This window comes from Streptomyces sp. NPDC002788 (assembly GCF_053592115.1).
The window spans coordinates 203,679-226,914 of record NZ_JBSFVB010000014.1 but is presented as its reverse complement, the minus strand read 5'-3'; the positions used below and the strand labels follow the sequence as shown (position 1 = coordinate 226,914).

20 protein-coding genes are annotated in these 23,236 nt (G+C 71.3%); 8 read left to right on the top strand and 12 right to left on the bottom strand.

Annotated features, from left to right (window positions below):
• Positions 1-3: 3 nt before the first annotated feature.
• Positions 4-2,298, top strand: a complete 2,295-nt coding sequence (locus tag ACWD1U_RS25945) for an FdhF/YdeP family oxidoreductase (protein ID WP_451110941.1) — start codon at positions 4-6, stop codon at positions 2,296-2,298.
• A gap of 44 nt (positions 2,299-2,342) precedes the next feature.
• Here ACWD1U_RS25945 and ACWD1U_RS25940 read toward each other — a convergent pair whose 3' ends face one another.
• The 4 genes from ACWD1U_RS25940 to ACWD1U_RS25925 are packed head-to-tail and all read right to left on the bottom strand — an operon-like array spanning position 2,343 to position 4,973.
• Positions 2,343-2,528 (bottom strand): hypothetical protein, encoded by a 186-nt coding sequence (locus ACWD1U_RS25940; protein WP_451110939.1) that lies wholly within the window; start codon positions 2,526-2,528, stop codon positions 2,343-2,345.
• Positions 2,529-2,539: 11 nt separating this feature from the next.
• Positions 2,540-2,674 carry a hypothetical protein gene (locus ACWD1U_RS25935; protein WP_451110938.1) on the bottom strand — a complete coding sequence of 45 codons (135 nt, stop codon included), beginning with the start codon at positions 2,672-2,674 and terminating at the stop codon, positions 2,540-2,542.
• Positions 2,671-3,558 carry a formate dehydrogenase accessory sulfurtransferase FdhD gene (gene fdhD, locus ACWD1U_RS25930; protein WP_451110936.1) on the bottom strand — a complete coding sequence of 296 codons (888 nt, stop codon included), beginning with the start codon at positions 3,556-3,558 and terminating at the stop codon, positions 2,671-2,673. The genes ACWD1U_RS25935 and fdhD overlap by 4 nt, the downstream gene beginning before the upstream one ends.
• A 32-nt stretch (positions 3,559-3,590) precedes the next feature.
• Complete coding sequence (locus ACWD1U_RS25925) at positions 3,591-4,973, bottom strand: L-serine ammonia-lyase (protein WP_451110934.1); 1,383 nt, start codon at positions 4,971-4,973, stop codon at positions 3,591-3,593.
• A gap of 495 nt (positions 4,974-5,468) precedes the next feature.
• Between ACWD1U_RS25925 and ACWD1U_RS25920 the strand changes: the two genes are divergently transcribed.
• Complete coding sequence (locus ACWD1U_RS25920; RefSeq protein WP_451110932.1) at positions 5,469-5,780, top strand: hypothetical protein; 312 nt, start codon at positions 5,469-5,471, stop codon at positions 5,778-5,780.
• On the opposite strand, the gene ACWD1U_RS25915 is transcribed toward ACWD1U_RS25920, so the two are convergent.
• The gene (locus tag ACWD1U_RS25915) at positions 5,746-6,234 is read right to left on the bottom strand and encodes a hypothetical protein (RefSeq protein WP_451110931.1); all 489 of its coding nucleotides are present in this window, start codon (positions 6,232-6,234) and stop codon (positions 5,746-5,748) included. The genes ACWD1U_RS25920 and ACWD1U_RS25915 overlap by 35 nt on opposite strands.
• Before the next feature lie 426 nt (positions 6,235-6,660).
• A complete protein-coding gene (locus ACWD1U_RS25910) occupies positions 6,661-7,041 on the bottom strand; it encodes a DUF5997 family protein (RefSeq protein WP_451110929.1) in 381 nt (126 codons plus the stop codon).
• Positions 7,042-7,125: 84 nt separating this feature from the next.
• On the opposite strand from ACWD1U_RS25910, the gene ACWD1U_RS25905 reads away from it, so the two are divergent.
• Positions 7,126-7,893, top strand: a complete 768-nt coding sequence (locus ACWD1U_RS25905; protein ID WP_451110928.1) for a LysR family transcriptional regulator substrate-binding protein — start codon at positions 7,126-7,128, stop codon at positions 7,891-7,893.
• 126 nt (positions 7,894-8,019) lie between these two features.
• Here ACWD1U_RS25905 and ACWD1U_RS25900 read toward each other — a convergent pair whose 3' ends face one another.
• The 4 genes from ACWD1U_RS25900 to ACWD1U_RS25885 form a co-directional block, all read right to left on the bottom strand.
• On the bottom strand, positions 8,020-8,778 hold the full coding sequence (locus ACWD1U_RS25900) for a DUF4142 domain-containing protein (protein ID WP_451110926.1): 759 nt from the start codon (positions 8,776-8,778) through the stop codon (positions 8,020-8,022).
• A gap of 143 nt (positions 8,779-8,921) precedes the next feature.
• Entirely contained in the window at positions 8,922-11,753 is a 2,832-nt protein-coding gene (locus ACWD1U_RS25895) for a beta-L-arabinofuranosidase domain-containing protein (RefSeq protein ID WP_451110924.1), read from the bottom strand.
• Positions 11,754-11,869: 116 nt separating this feature from the next.
• Positions 11,870-12,565, bottom strand: coding sequence for an HAD family hydrolase (locus ACWD1U_RS25890; protein WP_451110923.1), 696 nt, complete (start codon positions 12,563-12,565; stop codon positions 11,870-11,872).
• 42 nt (positions 12,566-12,607) lie between these two features.
• On the bottom strand, positions 12,608-13,084 hold the full coding sequence (locus ACWD1U_RS25885; RefSeq protein ID WP_451110922.1) for an Lrp/AsnC family transcriptional regulator: 477 nt from the start codon (positions 13,082-13,084) through the stop codon (positions 12,608-12,610).
• Between the two features lie 577 nt (positions 13,085-13,661).
• Here ACWD1U_RS25885 and ACWD1U_RS25880 point away from each other — a divergent pair.
• The 3 genes from ACWD1U_RS25880 (at position 13,662) to ACWD1U_RS25870 (ending at position 16,159) form a co-directional block, all read left to right on the top strand.
• A complete protein-coding gene (locus tag ACWD1U_RS25880; RefSeq protein WP_451110920.1) occupies positions 13,662-14,750 on the top strand; it encodes a PP2C family protein-serine/threonine phosphatase in 1,089 nt (362 codons plus the stop codon).
• A 34-nt stretch (positions 14,751-14,784) separates the two neighbouring features.
• On the top strand, positions 14,785-15,321 hold the full coding sequence (locus tag ACWD1U_RS25875) for a MarR family winged helix-turn-helix transcriptional regulator (RefSeq protein ID WP_451110918.1): 537 nt from the start codon (positions 14,785-14,787) through the stop codon (positions 15,319-15,321).
• 154 nt (positions 15,322-15,475) lie between these two features.
• Positions 15,476-16,159 (top strand): hypothetical protein, encoded by a 684-nt coding sequence (locus ACWD1U_RS25870; RefSeq protein WP_451110916.1) that lies wholly within the window; start codon positions 15,476-15,478, stop codon positions 16,157-16,159.
• 105 nt (positions 16,160-16,264) lie between these two features.
• Here ACWD1U_RS25870 and ACWD1U_RS25865 read toward each other — a convergent pair whose 3' ends face one another.
• Entirely contained in the window at positions 16,265-17,950 is a 1,686-nt protein-coding gene (locus ACWD1U_RS25865) for a chloride channel protein (RefSeq protein ID WP_451110996.1), read from the bottom strand.
• 792 nt (positions 17,951-18,742) lie between these two features.
• Here ACWD1U_RS25865 and ACWD1U_RS25860 point away from each other — a divergent pair.
• A complete protein-coding gene (locus ACWD1U_RS25860; RefSeq protein ID WP_451110914.1) occupies positions 18,743-20,059 on the top strand; it encodes an acyltransferase family protein in 1,317 nt (438 codons plus the stop codon).
• 499 nt (positions 20,060-20,558) lie between these two features.
• Positions 20,559-22,058 (top strand): FUSC family protein, encoded by a 1,500-nt coding sequence (locus tag ACWD1U_RS25855; protein WP_451110994.1) that lies wholly within the window; start codon positions 20,559-20,561, stop codon positions 22,056-22,058.
• A 203-nt stretch (positions 22,059-22,261) separates the two neighbouring features.
• On the opposite strand, the gene ACWD1U_RS25850 is transcribed toward ACWD1U_RS25855, so the two are convergent.
• Complete coding sequence (locus ACWD1U_RS25850) at positions 22,262-23,185, bottom strand: sirohydrochlorin chelatase (RefSeq protein WP_451110913.1); 924 nt, start codon at positions 23,183-23,185, stop codon at positions 22,262-22,264.
• Positions 23,186-23,236 lie beyond the last annotated feature (51 nt).

The following is a 23,236-nucleotide window of genomic DNA, read 5'->3' as shown; positions in this document are numbered from 1 at the left end:
GCGATGACCCGCAAGGCACCCGCCGAGGACCCCGGTGACTCCCGTCTGCGGGTGGGCCCGCCGAAGGACTACGCCGCGGGCGTTCCCGCGGTCACGTCCTCGCTGCGCCACGCCCACGCGCAGATGGGCGTCCGCCGCAGCCTGCTGACCCTGCTGAGCGTCAACCAGAAGACGGGATTCGACTGCCCGGGATGCGCCTGGCCCGAGCCCGAGCACCGGCACCGTGCCGAGTTCTGCGAGAACGGCGCCAAAGCGGTGGCCGAGGAGGCGACCCTGCGCCGGGTCGGTCCCGGCTTCTTCGCCGAGCACACCCTGGCGGAGCTGGCCGGACGCAGCGACTACTGGCTCGGTCAGCAGGGCCGCCTGACCCACCCCATGTACCGCCCCGCGGGCGGCGACCGGTACCGGCAGATCTCCTGGGAGGAGGCGTTCGCCGTCGTCGCCCGGGAGCTGCGCGCTCTCGGCTCACCCGATCAGGCCGCCTTCTACACCTCCGGCCGGGCGAGCAACGAGGCCGCCTTCGTCTACCAGCTGTTCGTCCGGCTTCTCGGCACCAACAACCTGCCGGACTGCTCCAACATGTGCCATGAGTCGAGCGGCTCCGCCCTGACCGAGACCATCGGCATCGGCAAGGGCAGCGTCCGGCTGGAGGACCTGTACGAGGCCGACCTGATCCTCGTCGTCGGGCAGAACCCGGGCACCAACCACCCCCGGATGCTCTCGGCGCTCGAGACCGCGAAGACCAAGGGCGCCCGCGTCATCTCGGTCAACCCCCTGCCCGAGGCGGGCCTGCTGCGGTTCAAGAACCCCCAGCGGCCCTCCGGCGTACTGGGCGCGGGAACCCAGCTCTCCGACCTGTTCCTGCAGATCCGGCTCGGCGGCGACCAAGCCCTCTTCCAGGCCTTCAACCGCATGCTTTTGGAGGCGGAGGACGACGCTCCCGGCACGGTCCTCGACCATGACTTCATCACCGCGCACACCCACGGCTTCGAGGAGTTCGCCGACCAGGCCCGCAAGACGTCCTGGGACGACGTCCTGGAGGCGACCGGCCTGTCGGAGCGGGAGATCCGGGAGGCATTCCAGGAGGTACTGTCCGCCCGGAAGATCGTCGTGTGCTGGGCCATGGGCCTCACCCAGCACCGCCACTCGGTGCCCACCATCCGCGAGGTCGTCGACTTCCTGCTGCTGCGCGGCAACATCGGACGCCCAGGGGCCGGCCTGTGCCCCGTGCGCGGGCACTCCAACGTCCAGGGCGACCGGACCATGGGCATCCACGAGAAGCCGGACGCAGCCTTCCTCGACGCGCTCGGCGCGGAGTTCGGCTTCGTGCCGCCGCGCCACCACGGCCACGACGCGGTGGAGGCCATCCGGGCCATGCGGGACGGACAGGTACGGGTCTTCGTCGCGCTCGGCGGCAACTTCGTCTCCGCCGCTCCGGACACCGAACTCACCGAGCGAGCTCTGCGCGACTGCGAACTCACCGTGCAGATCTCCACCAAGCTCAACCGGTCCCACGCGGTGACCGGCCGCCAGGCGCTCATCCTGCCCTGCCTGGGCCGCACCGAAGCCGACCTGCGGCCCGCCGGGGAGCAACGGGTGACGGTGGAGGACTCCATGGGCATGGTGCACCTCTCGCGTGGCCGGCTGGCGCCCGCCTCCGACGCCCTGCTGAGCGAGGTCGCGATCATCTGCCGGATGGCGGACGCGGCCCTCGACAGCGGCGGTCCGCAGGTGCCCTGGGCCGACTTCGAGGCGGACTACGACCTGATTCGGGACAGGATCGCCCGGGTGATCCCCGGCTTCGAGGACTTCAACGCCCGGGTGCGCCGGCCGGGCGGCTTCGCCCTGCCTCACCCGCCACGCGACGAGAGGCGCTTCCCCACCAGGACCGGGCTGGCCAACTTCACCGTCAACCCCCTGGAAGTGCTGCGCGTCCCGCAGGGGCGGCTGCTCCTGCAGACCCTCCGTTCGCACGACCAGTACAACACCACCATCTACGGCCTGGACGACCGCTACCGGGGCATCCACCAGGGCCGCAGGGTGCTCTTCGTCCACCCGGACGACCTCGCCGCGCACGGCCTGACCGAGGGCGATCCGGTCGACATCGTCAGCGAGTTCTCCGACGGGGTCGAGCGCCGGGCACCGGCCTTCCGAACGGTCGCCTACCCCACCCCGCGTGGCTGCTGCGCCGCCTATTTTCCCGAGACCAACGTCCTCGTACCGCTGGACTCCACCGCGGAGGTCAGCAACACGCCGACGTCCAAGTCCATCGTGGTCCGGCTGGAACCGGCGCACTGACCGGCAGTCCGGTCGGTCCCGCCCACGACTGACCGGACTGCCGGTCAGTCACACCCGCGCAGCGCCGCCGCGTACACATCCGCCGTCGCCGCGGCGGCCGAGTCCCAGCCGAGCGACTCGGCGTGCCGGGCGGCGGCCGTGCCCATCCGGGCCGAGAGCGCCGGGTCGTCGGCGAAGCGGCGCAGCGGCGCAGCGGCCCGCGCGTAGTCCGCGGGCCTGTGCCCCGGCACCGGGACGCCGCTCACTGAGTCCCGGCGAGGCACTTGGCGAGTTCGACGATGTAGACGTTCATGCCGCCCGCGCCGGTGCCCGGCTGGTGCAGAGGGGAGGTGTGCACACTGAACATCGCGACGCGGCGGGGGAGGCGACGGCTCACTCCGCGTGCTCCCCTCGCGGCCCCAGGGCGATGCGCTGCTCGCCGGCGTACACGTTCATGGAGCTGCCGCGCAGGAAACCGACCAGCGTGAGGCCGGTCTCCGCCGCCAGGTCCACCGCCAGGGAGGAGGGCGCCGAGACCGCGGCCAGCACCGGGATGCCGGCCATGACCGCCTTCTGCGCCAGCTCGAAGGACGCGCGGCCCGAGACCAGCAGGAGGGTTCGGGACAGCGGCAACGCGCCGGACCGCAGGGCGCGGCCGATCAGTTTGTCGACCGCGTTGTGACGGCCCACGTCCTCACGCAGGTCCAGCAGCTCCCCCTCCGCCGAGAACAGCCCCGCGGCGTGCAGACCCCCGGTGCGGTCGAACACCCGCTGTGCGGCCCGCAACCGGTCGGGGAGAGCGGCCAGCAGATCGGGAGCGACCCGGACCGGGGGAGAGTCGGCGATCGGCCAACGGGCGGTGGTCCGCACGGCGTTCAGGCTCGCCTTGCCGCACAGACCGCACGAGGAGGTGGTGTACACGTTCCGCTCGAGCGAGATGTCCGGCACCGCCACGCCGGGCGCGAGCCGCACGTCGACGACGTTGTACGTGTTCGAGCCTCCCCCACTCTCGACTCCGCTCGAGCGGGAGGTGCCCCCAGCTTTCGCGCCCGCGCAGTACACGATGTTCGCCAGCTCCTCGACCCGGCCGAGGACGCCTTCGCTCACCAGGAACCCGGCGGCCAGCGCGAAGTCGTCGCCGGGCGTGCGCATGGTGATCGCGAGAGGCTTGCCGTTGAGCCGGATCTCCAGCGGCTCCTCCGCCACCAGGGTGTCCGGCCGGCTGCCCACCGCCCCGTCCCGGATGCGCAGTACGCGCCGTCGCTCGGTGACCCGTCCCACGCGCAACTCCCCGGATCTCGACTGCCGCGTCGTCAGCACTCGATGACGTTGACCGCGAGCCCGCCGCGGGCTGTCTCCTTGTACTTGACCTTCATGTCGGCGCCCGTCTCCTTCATGGTCTTGATGACCTTGTCCAGGGAGACGTGGTGGCGGCCGTCGCCCCGCAGGGCCATCCGGGCCGCGGTGACGGCCTTGACCGCCGCCATGCCGTTGCGCTCGATGCACGGGATCTGCACGAGGCCGCCGACCGGGTCGCAGGTCAGGCCCAGGTTGTGTTCCATGCCGATCTCGGCGGCGTTCTCCACTTGTTCGGGCGAGCCGCCGAGTACCTCCGCGAGGCCGCCCGCGGCCATGGAGCAGGCGGCGCCGACCTCGCCCTGGCAGCCGACCTCGGCGCCCGAGATCGAGGCGTTCTCCTTGAACAGCAGGCCGATGGCGCCGGCCGCCAGCAGGAACCGGACCACGGCGTCGTCGTCGGCTCCGTGCACGAAGTTGACGTAGTAGTGCAGGACCGCCGGGATGATGCCGGCCGCGCCGTTCGTCGGTGCGGTGACCACCCGGCCGCCGGCCGCGTTCTCCTCGTTGACCGCCATGGCGTAGAGGGTGACCCACTCCAACGCCCGCCCCGCCGGGTCGCCTTCGGCCCGCAGCGCCTTGGCCACGGCGGTGGAACGGCGGCGGACCCTGAGCCCGCCCGGCAGGATCCCCTCACAGGACAGGCCGCGTGCCACGCACTCCCGCATCACCCGCCAGATCTCCAGCAGCCCGGCGCGGATCTCCTCCTCGGTCCGCCAGGCCAGCTCGTTCTCCAGCATCAGTGCCGAGATCGACAGGCCCGTCTCCCGGGTCAGACGCAGCAGCTCGTCGCCGCTGCCGAACGGGTACTTCACCACCGTGTCGTCGACCTTGACCCGGTCCGCGCCGGCGGCGTCCTCGTCGACGACGAACCCGCCGCCGACCGAGTAGTAGGTGGCCTCCAGCAAGGACAGCCCCTCGGCGTCGTACGCGAACAGCGTCATGCCGTTGGCGTGGTAGGGCAGGGAACGGCGGCGGTGCAGGACCAACTGCCGCTCCGTGTCGAAACGGATCTCGTGGGTGTCGCCGAGCTCCCGGCCCAGCAGACGCAGGCATCCCGTCGACTTGATCCGCTCGACCTCACCTTCGGCCAGGCCGACGTCCACCGTGTGCGGCTCGTTGCCCTCCAGACCGAGCAGGACGGCCTTGGGAGTGCCGTGACCGTGGCCGGTGGCCCCCAGCGACCCGAAGAGCTCGGCCCGTACCGACGCCGTCCGCGCGAGCAGACCTTCCTTCTCCAGCCTGCCGGCGAACATGCGGGCGGCCCGCATGGGACCGACCGTGTGCGAACTGGACGGGCCTATGCCGATGGAGAAGAGGTCGAAGACGGAGATGGCCACGAGCGGGCTCCCTTGTCTGCGTGTGAGTGTGGCGCAAGGTGCGAGCGAGACCTCTCGACCGCGGATGCCTCGGTTTCTGATAGGGCAACCAGCATCTCTATACGCAACAGACTTTCTCTTGGGTCCCAGGTTGTCAAGACGCCTGCCGCGCGGGCGGCCGCCAGAGTCGCAGGCAGGCGAGGGTGGGCAGGGCGCTGTGGCATGGCCTCTTCCTGCCGTCGTACCGGTTCCTCGGCGTGAGGTCACTGTCACCGGACGGCCCCGGTCGAGGAAGCCGGCAGACCCGGGAGCGTTCCGCGGGGTGTGCCCGAGGACGACCGACTGGCCGGGAAGTGACACCCTGGCCCGGAATCGTCCCCCGTACTGAACGGGCGACCGCCTGACTGGACGTTTGTCCGGTGTCCGTGTGCCGCCGTTCGGGTGACGGGTTCACTCGACCCGACGGACGCAGGCACGGTCGCGTACCACCGGTGTGCGGCGCCGCGTTGGCCTGGCATGGACAGCACGCAGACGGCGCGGCGCCTTCCCGGGAACGACGCCGCGCACCGCTCGTACGCCGAACTCACCAGCGGATACGCGGGGCATCCGCCCATCTACGCGGCGCTGCTCGCCGAATGGGAGGCCAGGGGTCACACGGTCCCGGGGCACCGCGACGGCCAGTGGGTCTCCTTCGCCGCACCGGCCGAGAGCGAGACGTGGACAGCCTTCACCTCATGGGCCGTCGGCCGCCACATGGGCCCGGTCACCCCGGTCGCCCCTCCCGGTGCCCGGCTCACCAGCCGTCCGTCACCACGGGCTCCGCGCTGACCGGTGCCAGTACGGCGAGGGTGCCGGAGGCTTCCCGCAGGGCCGATTCGAGGGTGCCGGGGGCGTGCAGCGTGCCGGTGCCGTCCGGCGGGATGAGCCACTCCAGCCGTCCGGCGGGCCGGTACGGCGGCGGCACGGCGACCCAGGAACCCCGCCCGACGCGCCGGACCCCGCCTCCGACCCACTCGCTGACCGGGTCCGGCGGGAGGAAGAACCCCACTCTTCGCGCGGCGGAGTCGACCAGGGTGGGACCGGGAACGCTCAGCGGGTCACGCCACAGGATGTCCAGCGCGAGCAGGCCCAGCCGGTCGGGCACGCTGAGCATGTCCCAGTACCGCCCGGCCTCCACGAGCATCGTTCCCGCGCCGTAGTCCCACTCCCGCTTGCATTCCTGGGGGTCCGTGGCGGCTGCGGCGAGCCACTCGACGGCTTGTTTCCACATGACGCTCTGCATGACCACCCCAGGCACAGTCGACGGCGCCGCGGTCGGGCGCGCGCTGGACACGGACCGGTGACCCGCGGGGTTCCGCGTGCCGCCCGGCCACAGCCATGCTCGTAGATATTTCTACGGCCTGGAAGGGGTGGCGCGGCCTGGCGTTTACGTCGGGCATATCGCGGTCGAAAGGGGGCAGCCGAAGGTATTTCCCGTAAGGCGCCGGTCAACTCTGTGCGCCTGTGCGTGCCCTGACGAAACCGGCGGTCGTGGCGCCTCAGCGCGTGTGTGTGCCGCTCCCGGGGAACGGGAACGGGTGGGGGGCACCAGCGCGGGAGCTTTCCCGGGCGATCACGCACATGTCGGCCGCGGGCTCGGGGGACCCCCCGGAAACGGCAGCGGCCCCGAACGGAGAACCGGTCGGGGCCGTCTGAGGAACCTGCGAGCTCAGCCGCGCTCGGCGTGCTTCTTCTTGATGCGTTCCGCCTCCTTGCGGACCTCCGCCTGGGTGGCACGCTCCCGCTGCAGCCACTCGGGGCTCTCCTGCTTCAGCGTCTCGATCTGCTCGGTGGTGAGCGGCTCGGTGACACCGCCGCGGGCGAGGCCCGCGATGGAGACGCCGAGCTTCGCCGCGACCACCGGGCGGGGGTGCGGGCCGTTGCGCCGCAGCTCCTGAAGCCACTGCGGCGGATTCGCCTGGAGCTCGTTCAGCTCGGCGCGTGAGACGACACCCTCCCGGAACTCGGCGGGTGTGGCCTCGAGGTACACACCCAGCTTCTTCGCCGCGGTGGCGGGCTTCATCGTCTGGGTGCTCTGGTGCGACGTCATGCCGTCCAGCGTATCGAGCGTGTGCGCGACCTCTGACCACGGCCACTGACCACGGCCACCGACCACGGCCGGTAACCTGGCCAGGTGACAGGCTCGGAAGTATCCCCCTCGTTCCGGCTCGTGTACGTCCCAGGGGTGATGCCCGACAAGTGGGTGCGCATCTGGAACGAGCGGCACCCCGATGTCCCGCTGACCCTCACACAGGTGCCCCCCGGCACGGCGGCCGAGCGGCTGCGGGCCGGGGACGCCGACGCGGGTCTCGTCCGGCTGCCCGTGGACCGGACGGTCTTCGGCGCGATCCCCCTCTACACGGAGCGGACGGTCGTCGTCGTGCCCAAGGACCACCTGGTCACGGCCGTCGACGAGGTGGCTTCCGAGGACCTGGCCGATGACATCGTGCTGCACCCCCTCGACGACGTCCTCGACTGGGAGACCCTGCCCGGGCGGCCCGCCTTCGAACGCCCCGCCACCACGGCCGACGCCGTCGAACTCGTCGCGGCCGGCGTCGGCGTCCTGATCGTCCCCCTGTCGCTCGCCCGGCTCCACCACCGCAAGGACCTGACCCACCGCCCCCTCAAGGAGGCCCCCGAGTCGAGTGTGGCCCTGGCCTGGCCCGAGGACGCGAAGACGGACCAGGTCGAGGACTTCATCGGCATCGTCCGCGGCCGGACGGTCAACAGCACGCGGGGCCGCAATCAGCCTGCGGCGCAGGAGAAGTCCAGGCGCACGGAGAAGGACGGAGCCCGGCGGAAGCCGGCGGCGACCAAGCAGCCGGGCGCGAACCGGCGGGGAGGCGGCTCCGGCACCACCCCCAAGGGCGGCAAGCGGGGAAGGCCCCGCCGACGGTCGTAGCTTTCCACGGGCACGGGCTCGCCGCGGCGCGAACCCGCCGACCGACGGCGGGGACGCTGCCTCGGACCTCGGCGCGGGCCGCGCCCCAGCACTCCCGGCCGACCCGGCCGGATCCCGTCGCCTCGCTTACCCCGCCGTCGGCGACGGCTGCCCGTAGGACGGATTCGGAGCGACCGTCTGCAGATCCTTCAGGTCTTCGGGGATCGGCAGCACCCGGACCGGCGCGCCCGCCTGCGGAGGCGGCGGCGTCGTCTGGTCCTGGGGCAGCTTGGCCGGGGCGGTGATCTGGAAGCTGACCTGCTCGTGGTTGACCAGACCGGTCTTCTCCAGGACCGTGATGTGGTCGAGCACGGTGTCGTTGGTCTGGTCGGCGAGCTCTCGCACCAGGCTGTTCCGGGTGGTGGCCCGGATCTTGGCGATCGTCGGGAAGATCCCCCCGTGCGCGACGCGCATGATGGTCACCGCCGTGGAGTCGAACTCCTTGCCGGAGCTGCCTTCCGCCGTCGCCACGAACTGCTGCTGCTGCGGCGACGCCTCGTTCGGCAGGGTGATGCCCAGGTCCGTGGAGACCTTGCGGCAGGCCGCGTCGAGTCGGCCGTGCCCCACGAGCAGATGCTCACCGGCCTCCTTCATCGCCGGCGTCGTGCCCCGCTGCAGCACCAGCTGCCCCAGCGGGTACTCCCACAAGCCGGCCGCGCGCACGCGGACCACGAAGTCGCGGTCCGCCTCGGTCAGCGGACCCCACTGGGTGTTGGCGATGATGCGGTCCTGGCCGGAAGCCGTGTTCTGCACGCCCAGCATGGTGGGGTAGGCGAGCGCGGTCAGCGTAAGGACCAGCGCGCCGCCCATGAACGCGGTTCCTGCCGTGCTGCGCGAGATGCGCATCGTGCCTCCTGGGATGTGAACGGCCCAACACCAGGAGGTACGGATGCCAGGGGCGAAACAATCACTCCCGCAGCGAAAAAGTTCGTACTCGGCGCGGGCAGGGTGCCGTACGGCTCATGCACCCTGCCCCGGGGCGCGCCTGCTCAGGCCTCGTACGAGGCCGCGCCCGCCGTCTTGACCACCTTGTCGCCGTCGGCCTTGCTCAGCAGCCCGGCCGTCACCCAGGCGTCCACCGTGGACCGCACCCGGGCCACCAGCGCCCCCTTGTTCCGGAACGGTGCCCCGGCCCAGATCTCGTCCAGGAGCGTGGTGCCGCCGGCCTTCGCCGGGTTGGCGACGCCCGCGTCCCGGCCGCCGAACACGACCTTCGGCTCCGTACGCCGGAAGTAGGCGTGGGTCGGGTCCTCCGTCCCCTCGGAGAACGGCGCCCACTCCCGTCCGTCCAGGGTGAAGTGGAGTGGCTCGCCCGGCACCGGGGTGAGGGAGGCCGACAGATCGCCGGACAGCCCGGCCCTGCCGTACAGCCCGACTTTGAGGTACTCCGTGGCGGCGTCGCGGGCGACCAGGTTGACCGGGCCGTGGAACAGGGTCTGCAGCGACGGGTCGTCGAGGGCCTTCTCCACCCGCGTCCGGAACGGCATGGCGATGCGGACGGTGTCACCGGCCCGCCAGGTCCGGGACACGTCGAAGTAACTCCCCGGCCTCGGAGTCCCGGAAAGCGCACCCCCGTTGACGGTCACCCGGAACCCGGCGGTCGCCCAGGACGGCACGCGCAGCCGCAGCGTGAAGGAGGCCCGGCCACCCCCGAAGGTCAGTGTGCTGCCCTGCTCCTCGGGGAAGCGGGTCGTCTGCGTGACCGTGACTCCCTTCCCGGCCCAGGTCAGCGTGGAAGCGCTGTACAGATTGACGTACAGGGCGCTGCCGTCGGCCTTCGCGAAGTACACCGAGTCCTGGTACTTCGTGGCGCTCTCCATGCCGGTGCCCTCGCAGCAGGTCGTGCCCTGCTTGGGCGTGTAATCACGGACATGACCGGGCGTCAGCCCGATGAAGTACGTGACGAGCGGCTTCTCCGCGTCCGGCTTGTCCTGCTTCGAACCGAGCACCTGGTTGTACAGGGCCCGCTCGTAGTAGTCCATGTACTTCGGGTCCTGCTCGTGGAAGAACAGGGTCCGGCTCAGCTTGAGCATGTTGTAGGCGCAGCACGTCTCGGCCGTGGTCGCGCTGATGGTGCCCGCGATCACGTCACGGGCCTTCCAGAACTCCTGGGTGCTGGTGCCGCCGATGCCGTACATGCGGTGCGGCACGACCATGTCCCAGAAGTTCTTCGCCGACGTGAGGTAGCGCTCCTCGCCCGTCTCGTCGTAGAGCCGCACGTACCCGGTGAAGATCGGGATGTGCTGGTTGGCGTGCAGCCCGTCGAGGATGTCGGTGTTCGCCGCGCACGCGTCGATCAGCCGGTCGAGGTCGAACAGCTCGGCCAGCGCGAGATGCTCGGCCTTGCCGGTGATCGTGTGCAGGTCGCAGATCGCCTCGACGATGCCGCCGAACTCGCCGCTCGAGAAGATCCCCCACATCCGCTGGAGCGTGGACTCCGGCAGCTTGGACAGCCGCGAGTACATCCAGTCGCACATGCCGGACGCGAGGTCCAGGGCCCGGTCGTCGTCCGTGGCGGTGTACGCGTCGAGCAGACCCCGCAGGATCTTGTGCGCGGTGTAGTACGGCGCCCACACCTTGGTGTAGTCGGGGGTGGTCCGCGACTCCAGTTCGATGAACTGCGTCTCCGGGTACGCCGCGAGGAACCCGGGATGGCTGGGCCCGCCCCAGGTGCGGCGCAGGGTGGCGGTCAGACCCCGGCCGGAGGCGTCCGCGAACGTCCCGCCCGCCGTCTCGTCGAAGGCGTACGACGCCAGGTCGCCCCGGCCCGTCGAGGCGTCGGCGGCCCGGCGGCTCTGCAACTCGGTGATCTCGGCGGCGGTCAGCGCCCGGGAGAAGACGTTGAACTCCTCGTAGGCACCCGCGAAGACCGGGTCGGCCGAATAGTTCGAGCGGCCGAGCCAGTTGTTCTTCAGCGTGCCGAGTGCCGCCGGGGTGAGGCTCATCGCGGTATTGCGCGCGACGGCGGTGCCGTTGACGTAGAGCGTGCCGGTGCCGCCCGCGATCGTGACCGCCAGATGGCTCCACCGGTTCAGCGGCAGCGGGGCCGTACCGTTCAGGCCCTGCTCGCCGCCGGCGCCCGAGGTGGTGACCGCGAAGCGCGGCACCCCGGCCTGGTTGCGGGCGGCGAGGTACAGGTAGCGGTTGGTGTCGTTGCCGAAGTCGAAAATCCGGGCCCAGTTCGCGTCGTGCGTGGGCCGCACCCAGACGGAGAGGGTGAGAGCCGATGCCCCGCCGAGCACGGCGGCCGGCAGGTCGACGTACTGGTAGGAGCCCCGCACCTGGTCCGCGGCGGTCCCGAACTTCCCGGCGACGCTGAGCACCACCGGATCGCGCCGCAGCGCGGCGCGCACCTCGGTCAGCGCGCCGACCATGGTGCCGATCCGGTCGGCGAACACCTGCTCCTTCGTCCCGCGGTACGCCTGCGCCAGCATGGTCAGGAAGTGGCCGGTGTAGTGGCCCCGCAGGTTGCCGTTGGCCTCGCCGTCCAGGCCTTCCCAGCCGCCCGGGGCGACAGCCCCGCCCGTGGAAAGGCCGGCGTTGGCGCGGAACACCTGCAGCAACCGGTTCACGTCGTAGCCGCGGGCGTGGTCCAGCATCAGCTTCCGCTTGTCGGCGAAGACGCCTTGGCCGAGACTCACGTCCTCCAGCCCGAACGGCCGCACGGTCCAGGCCGACGGGACGCCGGCGGCTCCCCCGGCGACGGCCGCGGCGGCGGGAGCCGCCACCGCCCGCCCGGCCGACGTGTGGGAGAGCACGGGGACGGTCGCGGCGAGGGTCGCGGCCTGGAGAAGGGATCGTCTGGAGAGAGGCCGTGCCATGTGTGCTCCTCCGGGTCCACGTGCTCAGGATGGTCGAAATGTCGAACGCTGTGCGAGTGATCGACCAGACCCTAGAGAGGGGACGGGGGAGCGTCAACGGGTCGGGAGAGGCGAGTTCAGGAAAGTCCGGCCGAGCGCGCCAGCCAGTCGTACGCCGTTCGTGCCGTGAACTCCGCCTGGCCTCCCCGGAGAAGCAGACCGGCGGTCGCGAACTCCGGGGCGTCGGCCTGGGCGGCGACGTACGGGATCGCGATGCACCGCATGCCGGCCGCGTGCGCGGCGGCGGCGCCCGGGGCGGCGTCCTCCAGCACCACGCAGTCGGCCGGGTCGGCCCCGAGCCGGCGGGCCGCCTCCAGGAAGACGTCGGGAGCGGGCTTGCCGTGCGCGACCTCGTCGGCCGAGACGACGGTCCGCACGAGGGCGTCCAGCCCCGTGCCCGCAAGGACCGCCTCGATGGCCTCGGGTGAGGATCCGGAGGCCACGGCCAGGGGCACGTTCTCGGCCGCCAGGAGTTCGACGAAGACGCGCATCTCGGGGTAGGCGTGCGTGGAGCCACGGGCGAGTTCCAGATAGCGGCGGTTCTTGGCGGCGAGCAACTCCTCGACGGAGGCCCGCAGGCCGTACCGCTCCTTCCAGTCGGCGACGGTCTCCTGGGTGCTGATGCCCACGTAGCGCTCGTGGTCAGCCCAGCCGAAGCCGGTCACGCCGTACTCGGCCAGGGTCCGCCGGCCCGCCTCGTAGTAGTTCGGCTCGCTGTCCACGAGCGTGCCGTCGAGATCGAAGACGACCGATACGCCGCCGAGCCTGCTCATGATGCCAGCATGTCAAAGCCGTGATCCGGAGAGCGCGCCGGGTCAGGACCTCGCCGCGCGGCCGATCGACTCCACCAGCGGCAGCAGCCGTTGGGGGACGCGCTCGCGCAGCGCGACCTCCGTGCGGGTGCGGACCACCCCGGGCATGCTGATCAGCTTTTGGACGATGTCCTCCAGGTGCGCGTTGTCCCGCGCCACGACCCGGGCCAGCAGATCGCCGCCGCCCGTGATCGAGAAGGCCTCCACGATCTCCGGCACCGCCGCCAGCGCGTCCCCCACCTCGTCGAGATGGCCCTGGGTGACCTCGATGTGTACGAACGCGAGCACCGGATGGCCGAGGGCGGCGGGGGAGAGGGCCGGTGCCGTGCCGGTGATCACGCCGTCGCGCTCCAGGCGGTCGAGCCGCGCCTGGAGCGTGCCCCGGGCGACGCCGAGGATCCGGGCGTACTCGCGCACGCTGGTACGCGGCTGCTCCAGCAGCAGCCGCAGGATGCGGGTGTCGAGCGCGTCCACGGGCATCGTGCGTCCTCCTCGGCCGTTGGCTCTGCCGCAGCCGCTCATGAGCGGCTCTGGGTGTACCAATGGACCAGTTTAGAAGGCGCGAGTTGAGCCACTGGCGGGCGGGATGCTTTCGCACCTCGTAGACGCTGAAGTTGTCCGTGTGGACGCGGCTGATGTGCGTCTTCAGCTCCGCCTCGCGGACCGCCCGGGCGCTGGGGGTGCGATTCTTCGCCCCGTAGTAGGTGCTCGTTGCGATCTTCAGTGGGGAGGCTGCTCACTCGGCCGGTGTGACGCAGGAGGAGCAGCCGTTTTCCGGAGAGTGGACCCGGTCCTGCCCGGAAGAGCCGATCGGCAGCCGCATGGCCAGGCGCCGCCATCCGGTGAGGAGTTGGGGACGGCGGGGTGGGGTGTCTCTCTGTGTGTCATGGTCGCCTACCGCGGGTCGGGTATGTCGGCTCTCGGCCTCGATTGGGTAAAGGTCCGGGGTCGAGAGCCGCCTCGCGCCCACCACCTTTGCATAGTCTAAAGGTGGAGGAGGGGCGCCTGCGGGGACGAAGGGCGGCTCTCGAGCGCCGCGACACCGCTGGAGTAGGTCATGATCGACAAGAAGTCGCCGTCGAGCTGGACCGTGCTGTCCTGCATGCCGGTCGTGGTGATGGCGGCGGTGGCGGTCGCGGACGTCGTGGCAGGGCCCGGCGTGGGGTTCCTCCCGCTCGTCTCGCTCGGGCCCGCGTTCGCCGGGCTGGTGGGTGGGTGGCGTCGTACGGCGGCGTTCGGACTCGCTGCCTTCATCTTGTGCGTGGCGCTGGGCCTGTACGACGGACTGTTCCCGGAGCGCCGGGGTTTCACCGCGCTGGCATCGGTGGCCGGTGTGACCGGGGTGGGTATCGCGGCTGCCGTGATGCGCGCGCGCCGGGAGGGGGAACTGGCCAGTGTGCGTTCGATCGCGGAGGTCGCCCAGCGGGTGCTGCTGCGACCGGTGCCGCTCACCGCGGGCCCGTTGCAGGCGGCGGTGTCGTACACCTCGGCGGTCGCGGATGCGCGCATCGGCGGCGATCTGTACGAGGTGGTGGCCTCACCGCACGGCGTTCGCGTGATCGTGGGCGACGTCCAGGGCAAAGGGCTGTCCGCTGTGGAGACGGCGGCTGTCGTCCTCGGCGCCTTCCGGGAGGCGGCGCACGACGAAGCAGACCTGGTGAGGCTCGGCGAACGCCTGGAACGGAGCGTGGCCCGGGAGCTCGAGGACGAGAAGTTCGTCACCGCGATCCTCGCCGAGATCGGTACGGACCACGAGGCTGTCTTCCTCAACTACGGCCATCCGGCCCCGATGGTCGTCCGCCGCGATGGCACGGTCGACTTCCCGCAGCCGCCGGTTTATGCCCTTCCGCTCGGTCTGGGTGTACGCGGGGGCGAGAGTCCGAAGTCCCATCGGGTGGACTTCGCCCCCGGCGAGCAACTCCTGCTGTACACCGACGGTGTCACCGAGGCCCGCGACGAGCACGGCCGCTTCTACCCCGTCGGCGAGCGGGCGCACCTGCTGAAGGCCCCGGACGCGCACCGCGCCCTGGAAGCCCTGCGTGCGGATCTCGCCCGGCACGTCGGCGGTCCGCCCCACGACGACGCCGCGATGCTCCTGTTGCGCTATCACGGTCATGGGGAAGGAAAAGCTGTTCCCTTCGCGTGAGTGGGCAGGGGCTTCGGCACGGTAAAAAGGGTTCATGCCGGAACGCGAGACCCCCGTGGGAGCCATGGACGATGTTGACGCGGTGACCCGCGCGGTGCTGACCGCCTCCCGGCTACTGGTGGCGGTCTCCGCTCGTTCTCTCGCGGCGGTCGAGGAGAGGGTGACGCTGCCGCAGTTCCGGATGCTGGTGGTGCTGTCCACGCGCGGGGCCACGAAGCTGGTCGCGCTCGCCGACCTGCTCCAGGTAGCCCCGTCCACCGCGATGCGGATGGTCGACCGGCTGATCGCGGCCGGTCTCGCTGAACGGCACCACAACCCGGACAACCGTCGCGAGACCCTGCTGCAGCTCACCGAGGAGGGGCGGCGCACGGTCGAGGACGCCACCGCCCGGCGCCGCGCCGAGATCGCCGCCATCGTGCAACGGCTCACCCCGACGCAGCGGCTGGCCCTCATCGAGGCCCTCACCGCGTTCAACGAAGCCGGGGGAGAGCCCCTCGCGCCTGCGCTCGACGAGGCGCAGCCGCACCCGCTGGGCTGGGCGGTGGACCTCCCGGCCGACCGCGACGTCTGATCGCACAGGTGTCGCAGCCGGATTCACACGGGGCAGTTCCGCCCCCGGGACGCGTTTTGCATAATGCAAGGAAGAAACTGCGCGGCTGGGTTTGGCTGCCGGACACGGAAGAACGCTGGGAGGGGAGATGGGCGAGCATCGACGACATCGCCCCATGCCCGCGCCGGAATCGCACCTGATGGCGTATCTGCGGACCACGGTGTGGGGGCCGGCCGAATTCGTCGGGCTGCCGCCGTTGTGGCTGGCTGGGGAGGGTCTCCTTGCGGGATGCCTGGGGGCGGGGGCGATCGTTGGCACTGCGGTTGCCGGGGCCTGGTACGGGATCCCCGGGCTGGCGGACGGCGAGGGCGGCCTGGTGTGTGCTGCGGCGCTCGCTCTGTATCTCTGCGTGGTGCGGGCGGGGCGTGCGCTGGTCGGCGTTGTCGCCGTGTTCGGGGTCTGCCTCGCGCTTCAGGCACCTCAGGTGGCCGTGGGTCTGGTGCTGGCGGAGAGGGGGCGCGTGGAGTCCGTCGTGGTGACATCCGTCGAGGGCGGACCGGGAGCCGTCTCCGGCCATGGCCGTTATTTCTGCTCGGTGGCCGACCGGGACGGTGAACCTTTGCAGGTCCGTATCTGGCGCGGCTGCGGGCAGGCCACTCGGCCCGGCGACGCGCTCGCCGTCGTGTACGACTCGAAGGGGCGGGTGCCGCCGCGCGGTGTGGACGCCGGAGTGTCCCCGTCGTACCCGCTGCGCGACCTGGGCGGCTGGGCTGCCGCGCTCGTCACCGCCTGCGTGGTCGCCATCGTGCGTTCCTATCGGCTCTCCGCCACCGCGCCGCCCACCTGCTCGCGCAGCTGAGCGGACGCGAAGCGCCCCGGCCGCGTGATCCTCCGCATCACGGGTGCACCTGACTGTCCGCCGCGCTCTTCGGGGCCGGACCCGGTCGCGCCCCGGAGTCACCCTCTACCGAGCGGCAGCAGCATGGACCGCGCGCAGGGCGCTGTGGTGGCTGAGCCACCCGACGGGCTTGCCCCGACTGGGGTCGAGGACCGGCACTCCCGTGCCCGGAGCCGAGAGCAAGGCGTGCAGGGCATCAGCGAGGGGCTGGTCCGCAATGACGCGGGCGGGCGGCTCGGCGAGGTGTCCGACCAGTGTCGGCGCCGCATCCGGCTGTTCGGCGAGCGCTTTGGCGACGGCCTGGGCGGAGACGACCCCGAGGTAGTCCCCGGCGTCGTCGAGCACCGGCATCGCACCGTGGCGGGACAGGCTCAGCAGGTCAGCCGCGTCGGCAAGTGCCATGGAGGCGGGCAGCGGCGAGGGCAGCGGTTCCATGACGGCGCCGACGTGCTGGGGGCCGATCCGATCCCCCGGCGCGGGTCCCGCGAGGTCGATGCCGCGGCGGCGCAGCTTGAGCGTGTAGACGGTGTCGTCCGACAACGAACGGCTGACGGCGGTGGCCAGCACGATCGCCAGCATCAGCGGCAGGATGATCGAGTACTCGCCGGTGAGCTCGAAGAGGATCACCACGGCGGTGATCGGCGCGCGGGACGCACCGGCGAAGACGGCACCCATCCCGACCAGCGCGTACGCCCCGACCGCGCCGGCCGTGCCGTGCAGCAGAGCGTGGGCGCCGATTCCGTAGGCGGAGCCGAGCATTGCCCCGATGAACAGGCTGGGCGCAAATACCCCGCCGGAGCCGCCGATGCCGATGGTCAGGCTGGTCGCCAGCATCTTGCCCGCCAGCAGCAACAGCAGGAACCCGACCGTGTACCCGCCTTCGGTGGCCTTCTGCAGCACCGGATAGCCGACGCCGTACATCTCCGGCAGGGCCAGCAGCACAAGGCCGAGCGCGAGCCCGCCGACCGCCGGACGTAGCCACTCCGGGCCACGCCAGAGCCAGTCGCAGGCGTCCTCGATCAGGTACAGGAACCGGGAGAAGCCGACCCCGACCACAGCGGCGAGGACGCCGAGCAGCGCGAACAGCCCGTACTGGGCGAGGTGGTCGACGTGGAAGTCCGGCAGGCCGAGGAAGACCGTGTCGCCGAAGGCGGCGCGTCCGATCACGCTCGCGGTGACGCTGGCCAGCACCGTCGCACCGAACGCCTGCGCCGAGAAGGTGCCGAGAATCAGCTCCATGGCGAAGAAGGCACCGGCCAGCGGAGCGTTGAAGGTCGCGGCGATCCCTCCCGCCGCACCGCAGGCGACCAGGAGCTTCATCCGCGCATCGGCCAGCCCTGTGACACGCCCCAGCGTGGAGCCGAGCGCGGAGCCGATCTGCACGATCGGCCCCTCCCGGCCCACCGAACCGCCGGAGCCGATGGTCAGCGCGGAGGCGAGTGTCTTGACCACGGCGACCTTGGGGCTGATCCGGCCGCCGCGCTGGGCGACCGCGAGCATGACCTCGGGCACGCCGTGTCCGCGGGCCTCCTTGGCGAACCGGTTCACCAACGGCCCGTACAGCAGGCCGCCGAGCACCGGGGCGAGCAGCACGAAGTGCGGGCCCAGCCAGGGCACGTGCGGATTGCTCGCGCCCGGGGCGGCCGCGTAGTCGGCGTGACCGGAGAAGAGGTGCGTGAAGGTCTGGATGCACCAGCGGAAGACGACGGCCCCCGCCCCGGCTCCGGCGCCGATCACCACGGCCAGCGCCATCAGACCCCACAGCGTGGAGCGCAGCTGCACGAACCTCCGCGAGGACGTGGAGCCGCTGGTCGCGTTGTCGGTCGCGGACTTCCTCCCCTGGGCTGTCTGGACGGCGCTCATCGCTTCCCCTCTCTCACCTTTGCATTATGCAAAACGTGTCAAGGGTGCCTGGGGCGGGGGGCGGGAGCCTTCGGGAGTGCGCGGCCGGTTGCTGCTGCGCTGACGGGTGGGTGAAGGCCCGCCGAGTCCGTTCGTTCGCATCAGCATCGCCGCCCCTCTGGAACGAAAACCGTCACTTTGGTCAGTGCTCCAGCCGCAGAGGTGATCTTCACGGCTATGGCCGCGGCGAGCGTGGGCTGGGTGACGTCGGCGCCGGGCGGACCAGCGTCGGCTACGCGTCCGTCGTGGACAGGCCGAACGGGTTCAGGAATGCTGTGGGCCGGCTCTTCGGCAGGGCCAAGGTCTTTCCGATCACGTGCCGCGGCTCCACGCGTCGACCGTCGCGGCGGCCCAAGCCTCGACGCGTTCCGCGAACTCCGCGGAGGGGAACGTTCCGTCGACGGCGACGTCTTCGATCGTGTGGCTGCCTCGATGATCCGCAGCGCCGCGCGGCCGTCCTCGCGGCGACCCGGCGTATCGAGTCCGAGCCGACGCCGCTGGGCGCGAGCGAGCATCTGCTGACCGCCGGGGACACAGCTGCCGTAGCACGGGCTGTGCGGACGGTGTCGTGCCGGCCACGGGTTGGTTGCGGCACGGCTTTCCCGCCCGGACAGCCCCGGAATCGGGGCAACATGACGATCTATGAGCAGAGACCGCTACGTCGACTTCCTGCGCGCATGGGCCATCGTCCTGGTCGTGGCCGGGCACTGGCTGATCACCGCACTGGTCCGCGGGCCCGGTGACGAGATCACGGCGCCGGAGGTGCTGGCGGTCATTCCGTGGACCCAGTGGCTGACCCTGGGATTTCAGATCATGCCGCTGTTCTTCCTGGCCGGGGGGCATGCGGCCGGCGGCTCCTGGGCGCGCACCCGGGCGGCGGGGGGTACGGCGTCCGGGTGGGTGGCGCGGCGGGCGCTGCGGCTGCTGCTCCCGGCGGGCGCGTACAGCGCACTGGTGCTGCTCGCCGTGGGAGTCTGTGCGGCCGTCCGCGTGGATCCGGAAACCCTCGCGCTGGTGGGCTGGGCGATGGCGATGCAGTTCTGGTTCCTTCCGGTGTATCTGCTCCTCAGCGCGCTGACCCCACCGTTGCACGCGGCGCACCGGCGCTGGGGCCTGGGCGTCCCTGTGGTCATGGGCGTGGCCGCCCTGGCGGTTGACGCGCTGGTGGTGGCGGTGCATGTGCCGTACGTCGGGCTGCTGAACTACTTGCTCGTGTGGGGCGCGGCCTATCAGTTGGGCTTCTGCTGGCGTGACGGTTCGCTGACCGGGCACCGGGCGACAGCACCCGCGATGGCGGCGTGCGGGGGGCTGGCCTTCGCGGCACTGGTGGCACTCGGGCCCTACCCGGTCAGCCTGATCCGGGTGACTGGGCAGAGGGCGGGCAACACCGATCCACCGTCGGCGGCGATGCTGGCGTGGGCGGTGGCACAGGTGGGCATGTGTCTCCTCGCCACACGGGCGATGCGGCGGCTGTTGGACCGGGAGCAGGTGTGGCGGGTGGTGAGCGCTGTGGGCGGCGCCAGCATGACGCTGTATCTCTGGCACATGCTGCCGGTGCTGGTCGTGGCCGCCGCGTTCTACCTGACCGGACTCGCACCCGAGCCCGCCTTCGGGTCCGCGGCATGGTGGGTGGTGCGGGGGCCCTGGCTGCTGGTGCTCGGCGTCGTCCTGGCCGGTGTGGTGGCGGCGCTGCAGCCCATGGAGCGCTGGCTGGCGGCAGTGTACGAGCGGATCCGCCCGGACGCCGACCTGCGCCGCCCATGGCCGCTGTGGCTCGGCCTCGCCGTCGCCGTCGCCGCTCTTTCCCTGTTCGCCGCACTGGGCTTCGCACCGGACGGCCGGTTCCCCCTGCTGCCCGCGCTGGGCCTGGCTCTGGGCACACTGCTGGTGGTGCTACCCCGGCGCGCGAAGCCGCGCGACATCGAGAAGCCCGAGGACGTCCTGGAGGAAGCCGCCTGACAGCCCATCGACAGCCCCCACCGCATGACGGTCATGGCCACTGCCGTCCTCACCCTGGAGCGTCAACGCTGAGAACGTCCTGTGAGCCGGAATCGGGTACGTCTTCGCACTCGTCGGGGAGCCGGCCGAGTGAGCTGAGGCGAAGGTCGCCGTGAGATCGCGGATGGGTGTGGCGCGCGGCTGCCAGAGTCCGGTGGAGTAGCTCAGCTGCTGCCCAGGACCTGGGTGAAGTCTGATCCATTGGCCTCCCATCGGTCGGCATTGAAGCTGATCGGCTGTGCCATTGGCACAGCCGATGGCAGGACAGTTGAGCCATTGGGCCTCGAGGTGCTTATCTTTGTCCTATCCATGTACTTGCGGCGCCGCGTAGCGCTGGACGGCGACGAGGCCGGCTCCGGACCGCGGTGCCTTCGTCCTGCTTGCTGTTGCCCGCCACCCGGGACGACCGTGGGCAGGACGCGTACCACCGCAAGGGGGGCGGCGCACCGCCGTGAAGAGGATGTTCGTGGCTCCGGACCCGGGGCGCTCGAGGCTGCGGAGCGCGACCCGCGCTGTCATCGGTGTCGCCGCCGCCGTCGCCGTTTCCGAACTCTGCGGGCTGTCGCTCACCGCGTCGATCACCGGAGGGCTCGCGGCACTGCTCGCCCTCTTCACGGTCACCGATGCGACCGTCCGTAACCAGCAGATCACCACCACCCTGCTTCCCATCGCCGGTTTCCCCGTGCTGGCGCTTGCCACCACACTGCACGGCATCACCCCGGTCCGTGACGCCGCGTTCCTGGCCGTCGTCTTCTGCGGGGTCTATGCCCGCCGCTGGGGCCCGCGAGGCCACGCGCTCGGGATCTTCGCGTTCATGAACTTCTTCATCGCGCAGTTCCTGCATGCGGTTCCCGCTCAGCTGCCCGAGCTGTACACCGCCGTGGGCCTTGCCCTCTCCGTGGCCGGCGCCACGCGCTTCGTGCTCTGGCCCATCGAGCGTCACACCCCACCTGCGGCAGCCCCGCCGGCCCTGCCCGGCATCGGATTGGCGCGGCCCACCACCCGGCAAGCCTTCCAGGCCACTGCCGCCTCGACTCTCGCGCTTCTGGTCGGGCAGCTGCTCTCCGAAGAGCGCTGGTACTGGGCCGTCGGTACTGTCTGGTGGATCTTCGTCAACACGGCTTCTCGCGGCGAAACCCTGATCCGCGGTTTCCGCCGGGTCTTCGGAACTGTGATCGGTATCGCCATCGGTCTGCTCGTCGCCATCCCGCTGCATGGCGCGCCCGCGCCGACGGCCGCCCTGGTTGCCGTCTGTGTCTTCGGCATCTTCTACACCGCCGCCGTCTCGTATTCCTGGATGATGCTGGCAGTGACGCTTATGGTCAGCTTGCTGTACGGCCTGCTGGGCGTGCTGGACTACGGCCTGCTCGAGCTCCGTCTCGCAGAGACCGGTGTGGGTGCGCTGTGTGCCGCGCTGGCCGTGGCCCTCGTCCTGCCGGTCACCACGCACGCCACGACCGATGCCTGGATCCAGCGGGCACTGCACTGTGTCCACGCGGCCACCGCCGAAGCGACCGCTCGCCTCGCTGGAGACCCGAAGAGCGACCCCGCCCCGCACGCTGCCGAGCTGGAATTGCTGCTCGGCCGGGTACGGATGGCACTTGCCCCGTTGATGCACCCTTTGACTCCCTTCCGTGCTCGGAAGGCCCGTGCCCGCCGGGTCATTGAGCTGCTCGACGACTGCGCCCGCGAAGTGCGGGGTCTGGTGTCCGTTGCCGCCGATCCTGTCGCGTCGCACGATGCCCGTCTGGCCGCTGCCTGCTGGCGCGTCGAGGCGGCGGTGGAGGCACTCACAGTCAGCGACCTGGGGCGCAGGCGAGTGGCGTCCGCCAGCGGCGAGATGCCTCAGCAGGACGAGGCGGAGTCGGCCCTCGTGCATCTGCGTGGCTTGGAGAAGGCTCTGTCGGAACTTGCGATGCCGCTTGGCTCTTCTCAGCGCCCTCCACTTGTCGGTTCCTGAACGGGAGGAAAAGCGTCGACCTACGGTGCGGTGCCGGTTTGAGGAGCTGAGCTGAATCGTTGCGCGTCGGCCCCTCGGGCGCCCTTGACCCTCGGGCGCCCTCGACCCTTGGTCACCGACGCACGCTCGGGCGCAGTCACCTGCGCCCACGACGAAGGCCCGCTCCGAGCCGGAGCGGGCCTTTCTCGGTGGTGTGCGCCGCGTCAGCGAACCGGCGTGTTCTGCGCCTGCTGCGGCGTGATGCCCAGCGCCGTCGTGTACTTGGCGAGGGCCAGCTTCCCGACCGCCGGATACGGCCCGAGCGACTCCGCAGCGGAGCACTCCGCCTCCTTCGCGGCTTCCTCGACCAGCCCCGGCTCGATCTCCGGGCCGATCAGGTACGGCGCGAGGGCCAGCTGCTGCGAACCGGAGGAGCGCAGCTGCTCGGCCACGGAGGCGATGGAGCCCTCCTGGTCCAGGGCCGCCGCCATCACCGGCACCGCCAGGCGCGCGGCGAGCAGCATGCCGGTGATCCCGGCCGCCTGCACCGCCTCGTCACCACCCACGGACGCCAGGATGATGCCGTCGGCCGCGGTCGCCACGGTGAACAGCCGGGCACGGTCCGCACGGGCCAGACCGGCCTCGGACAGCCGCACGTGCAGCGCCTCGGCGAGCAGCGGGTGCGGACCGAGCACGTCGGTCAGCTCGGCGGCGATGCGGCTCTCCATGACGGCCTGGCGGACCCGGCGCAGCAGCGCGCTGTCGGGGCCGGCGAGCAGCGGCACGACCACGGCGACGGGCCCGTCCGGCTCCCGGACGTCCATGCCCGCGGCGCGCGCCTGCTCGAAGCGGGCGGTGCGCTCCTCGGCGGTGTGCGCGAGCACGGTCTGCAGCGTGGGGAACTCCCCGTTGTCCCCGTCGAGGTACCCGATGCGGGCGTCGAGGCCGGGCAGCTCGGAGCGGGCGATGCTCACGACCTCCTCGGCGAGGCCGCGCGTGGCGCTACTGGGCGTGCCCGGCACGGCGAGGACGAGCGCAGGCGCGCCCTCGGGAGCCACCAGCGGCTCGGGACGACGGTGCCGTCCGGGCTGGCGGGGGCGCGGCATTCGTACTGGCAGGCCGGACGCGGGCCCAGTGGGGGAACTCATGGCGCCGCATGTTACTGGTTTCCTGAGTCCCCCTGTTCGGGGAGGGTGCAG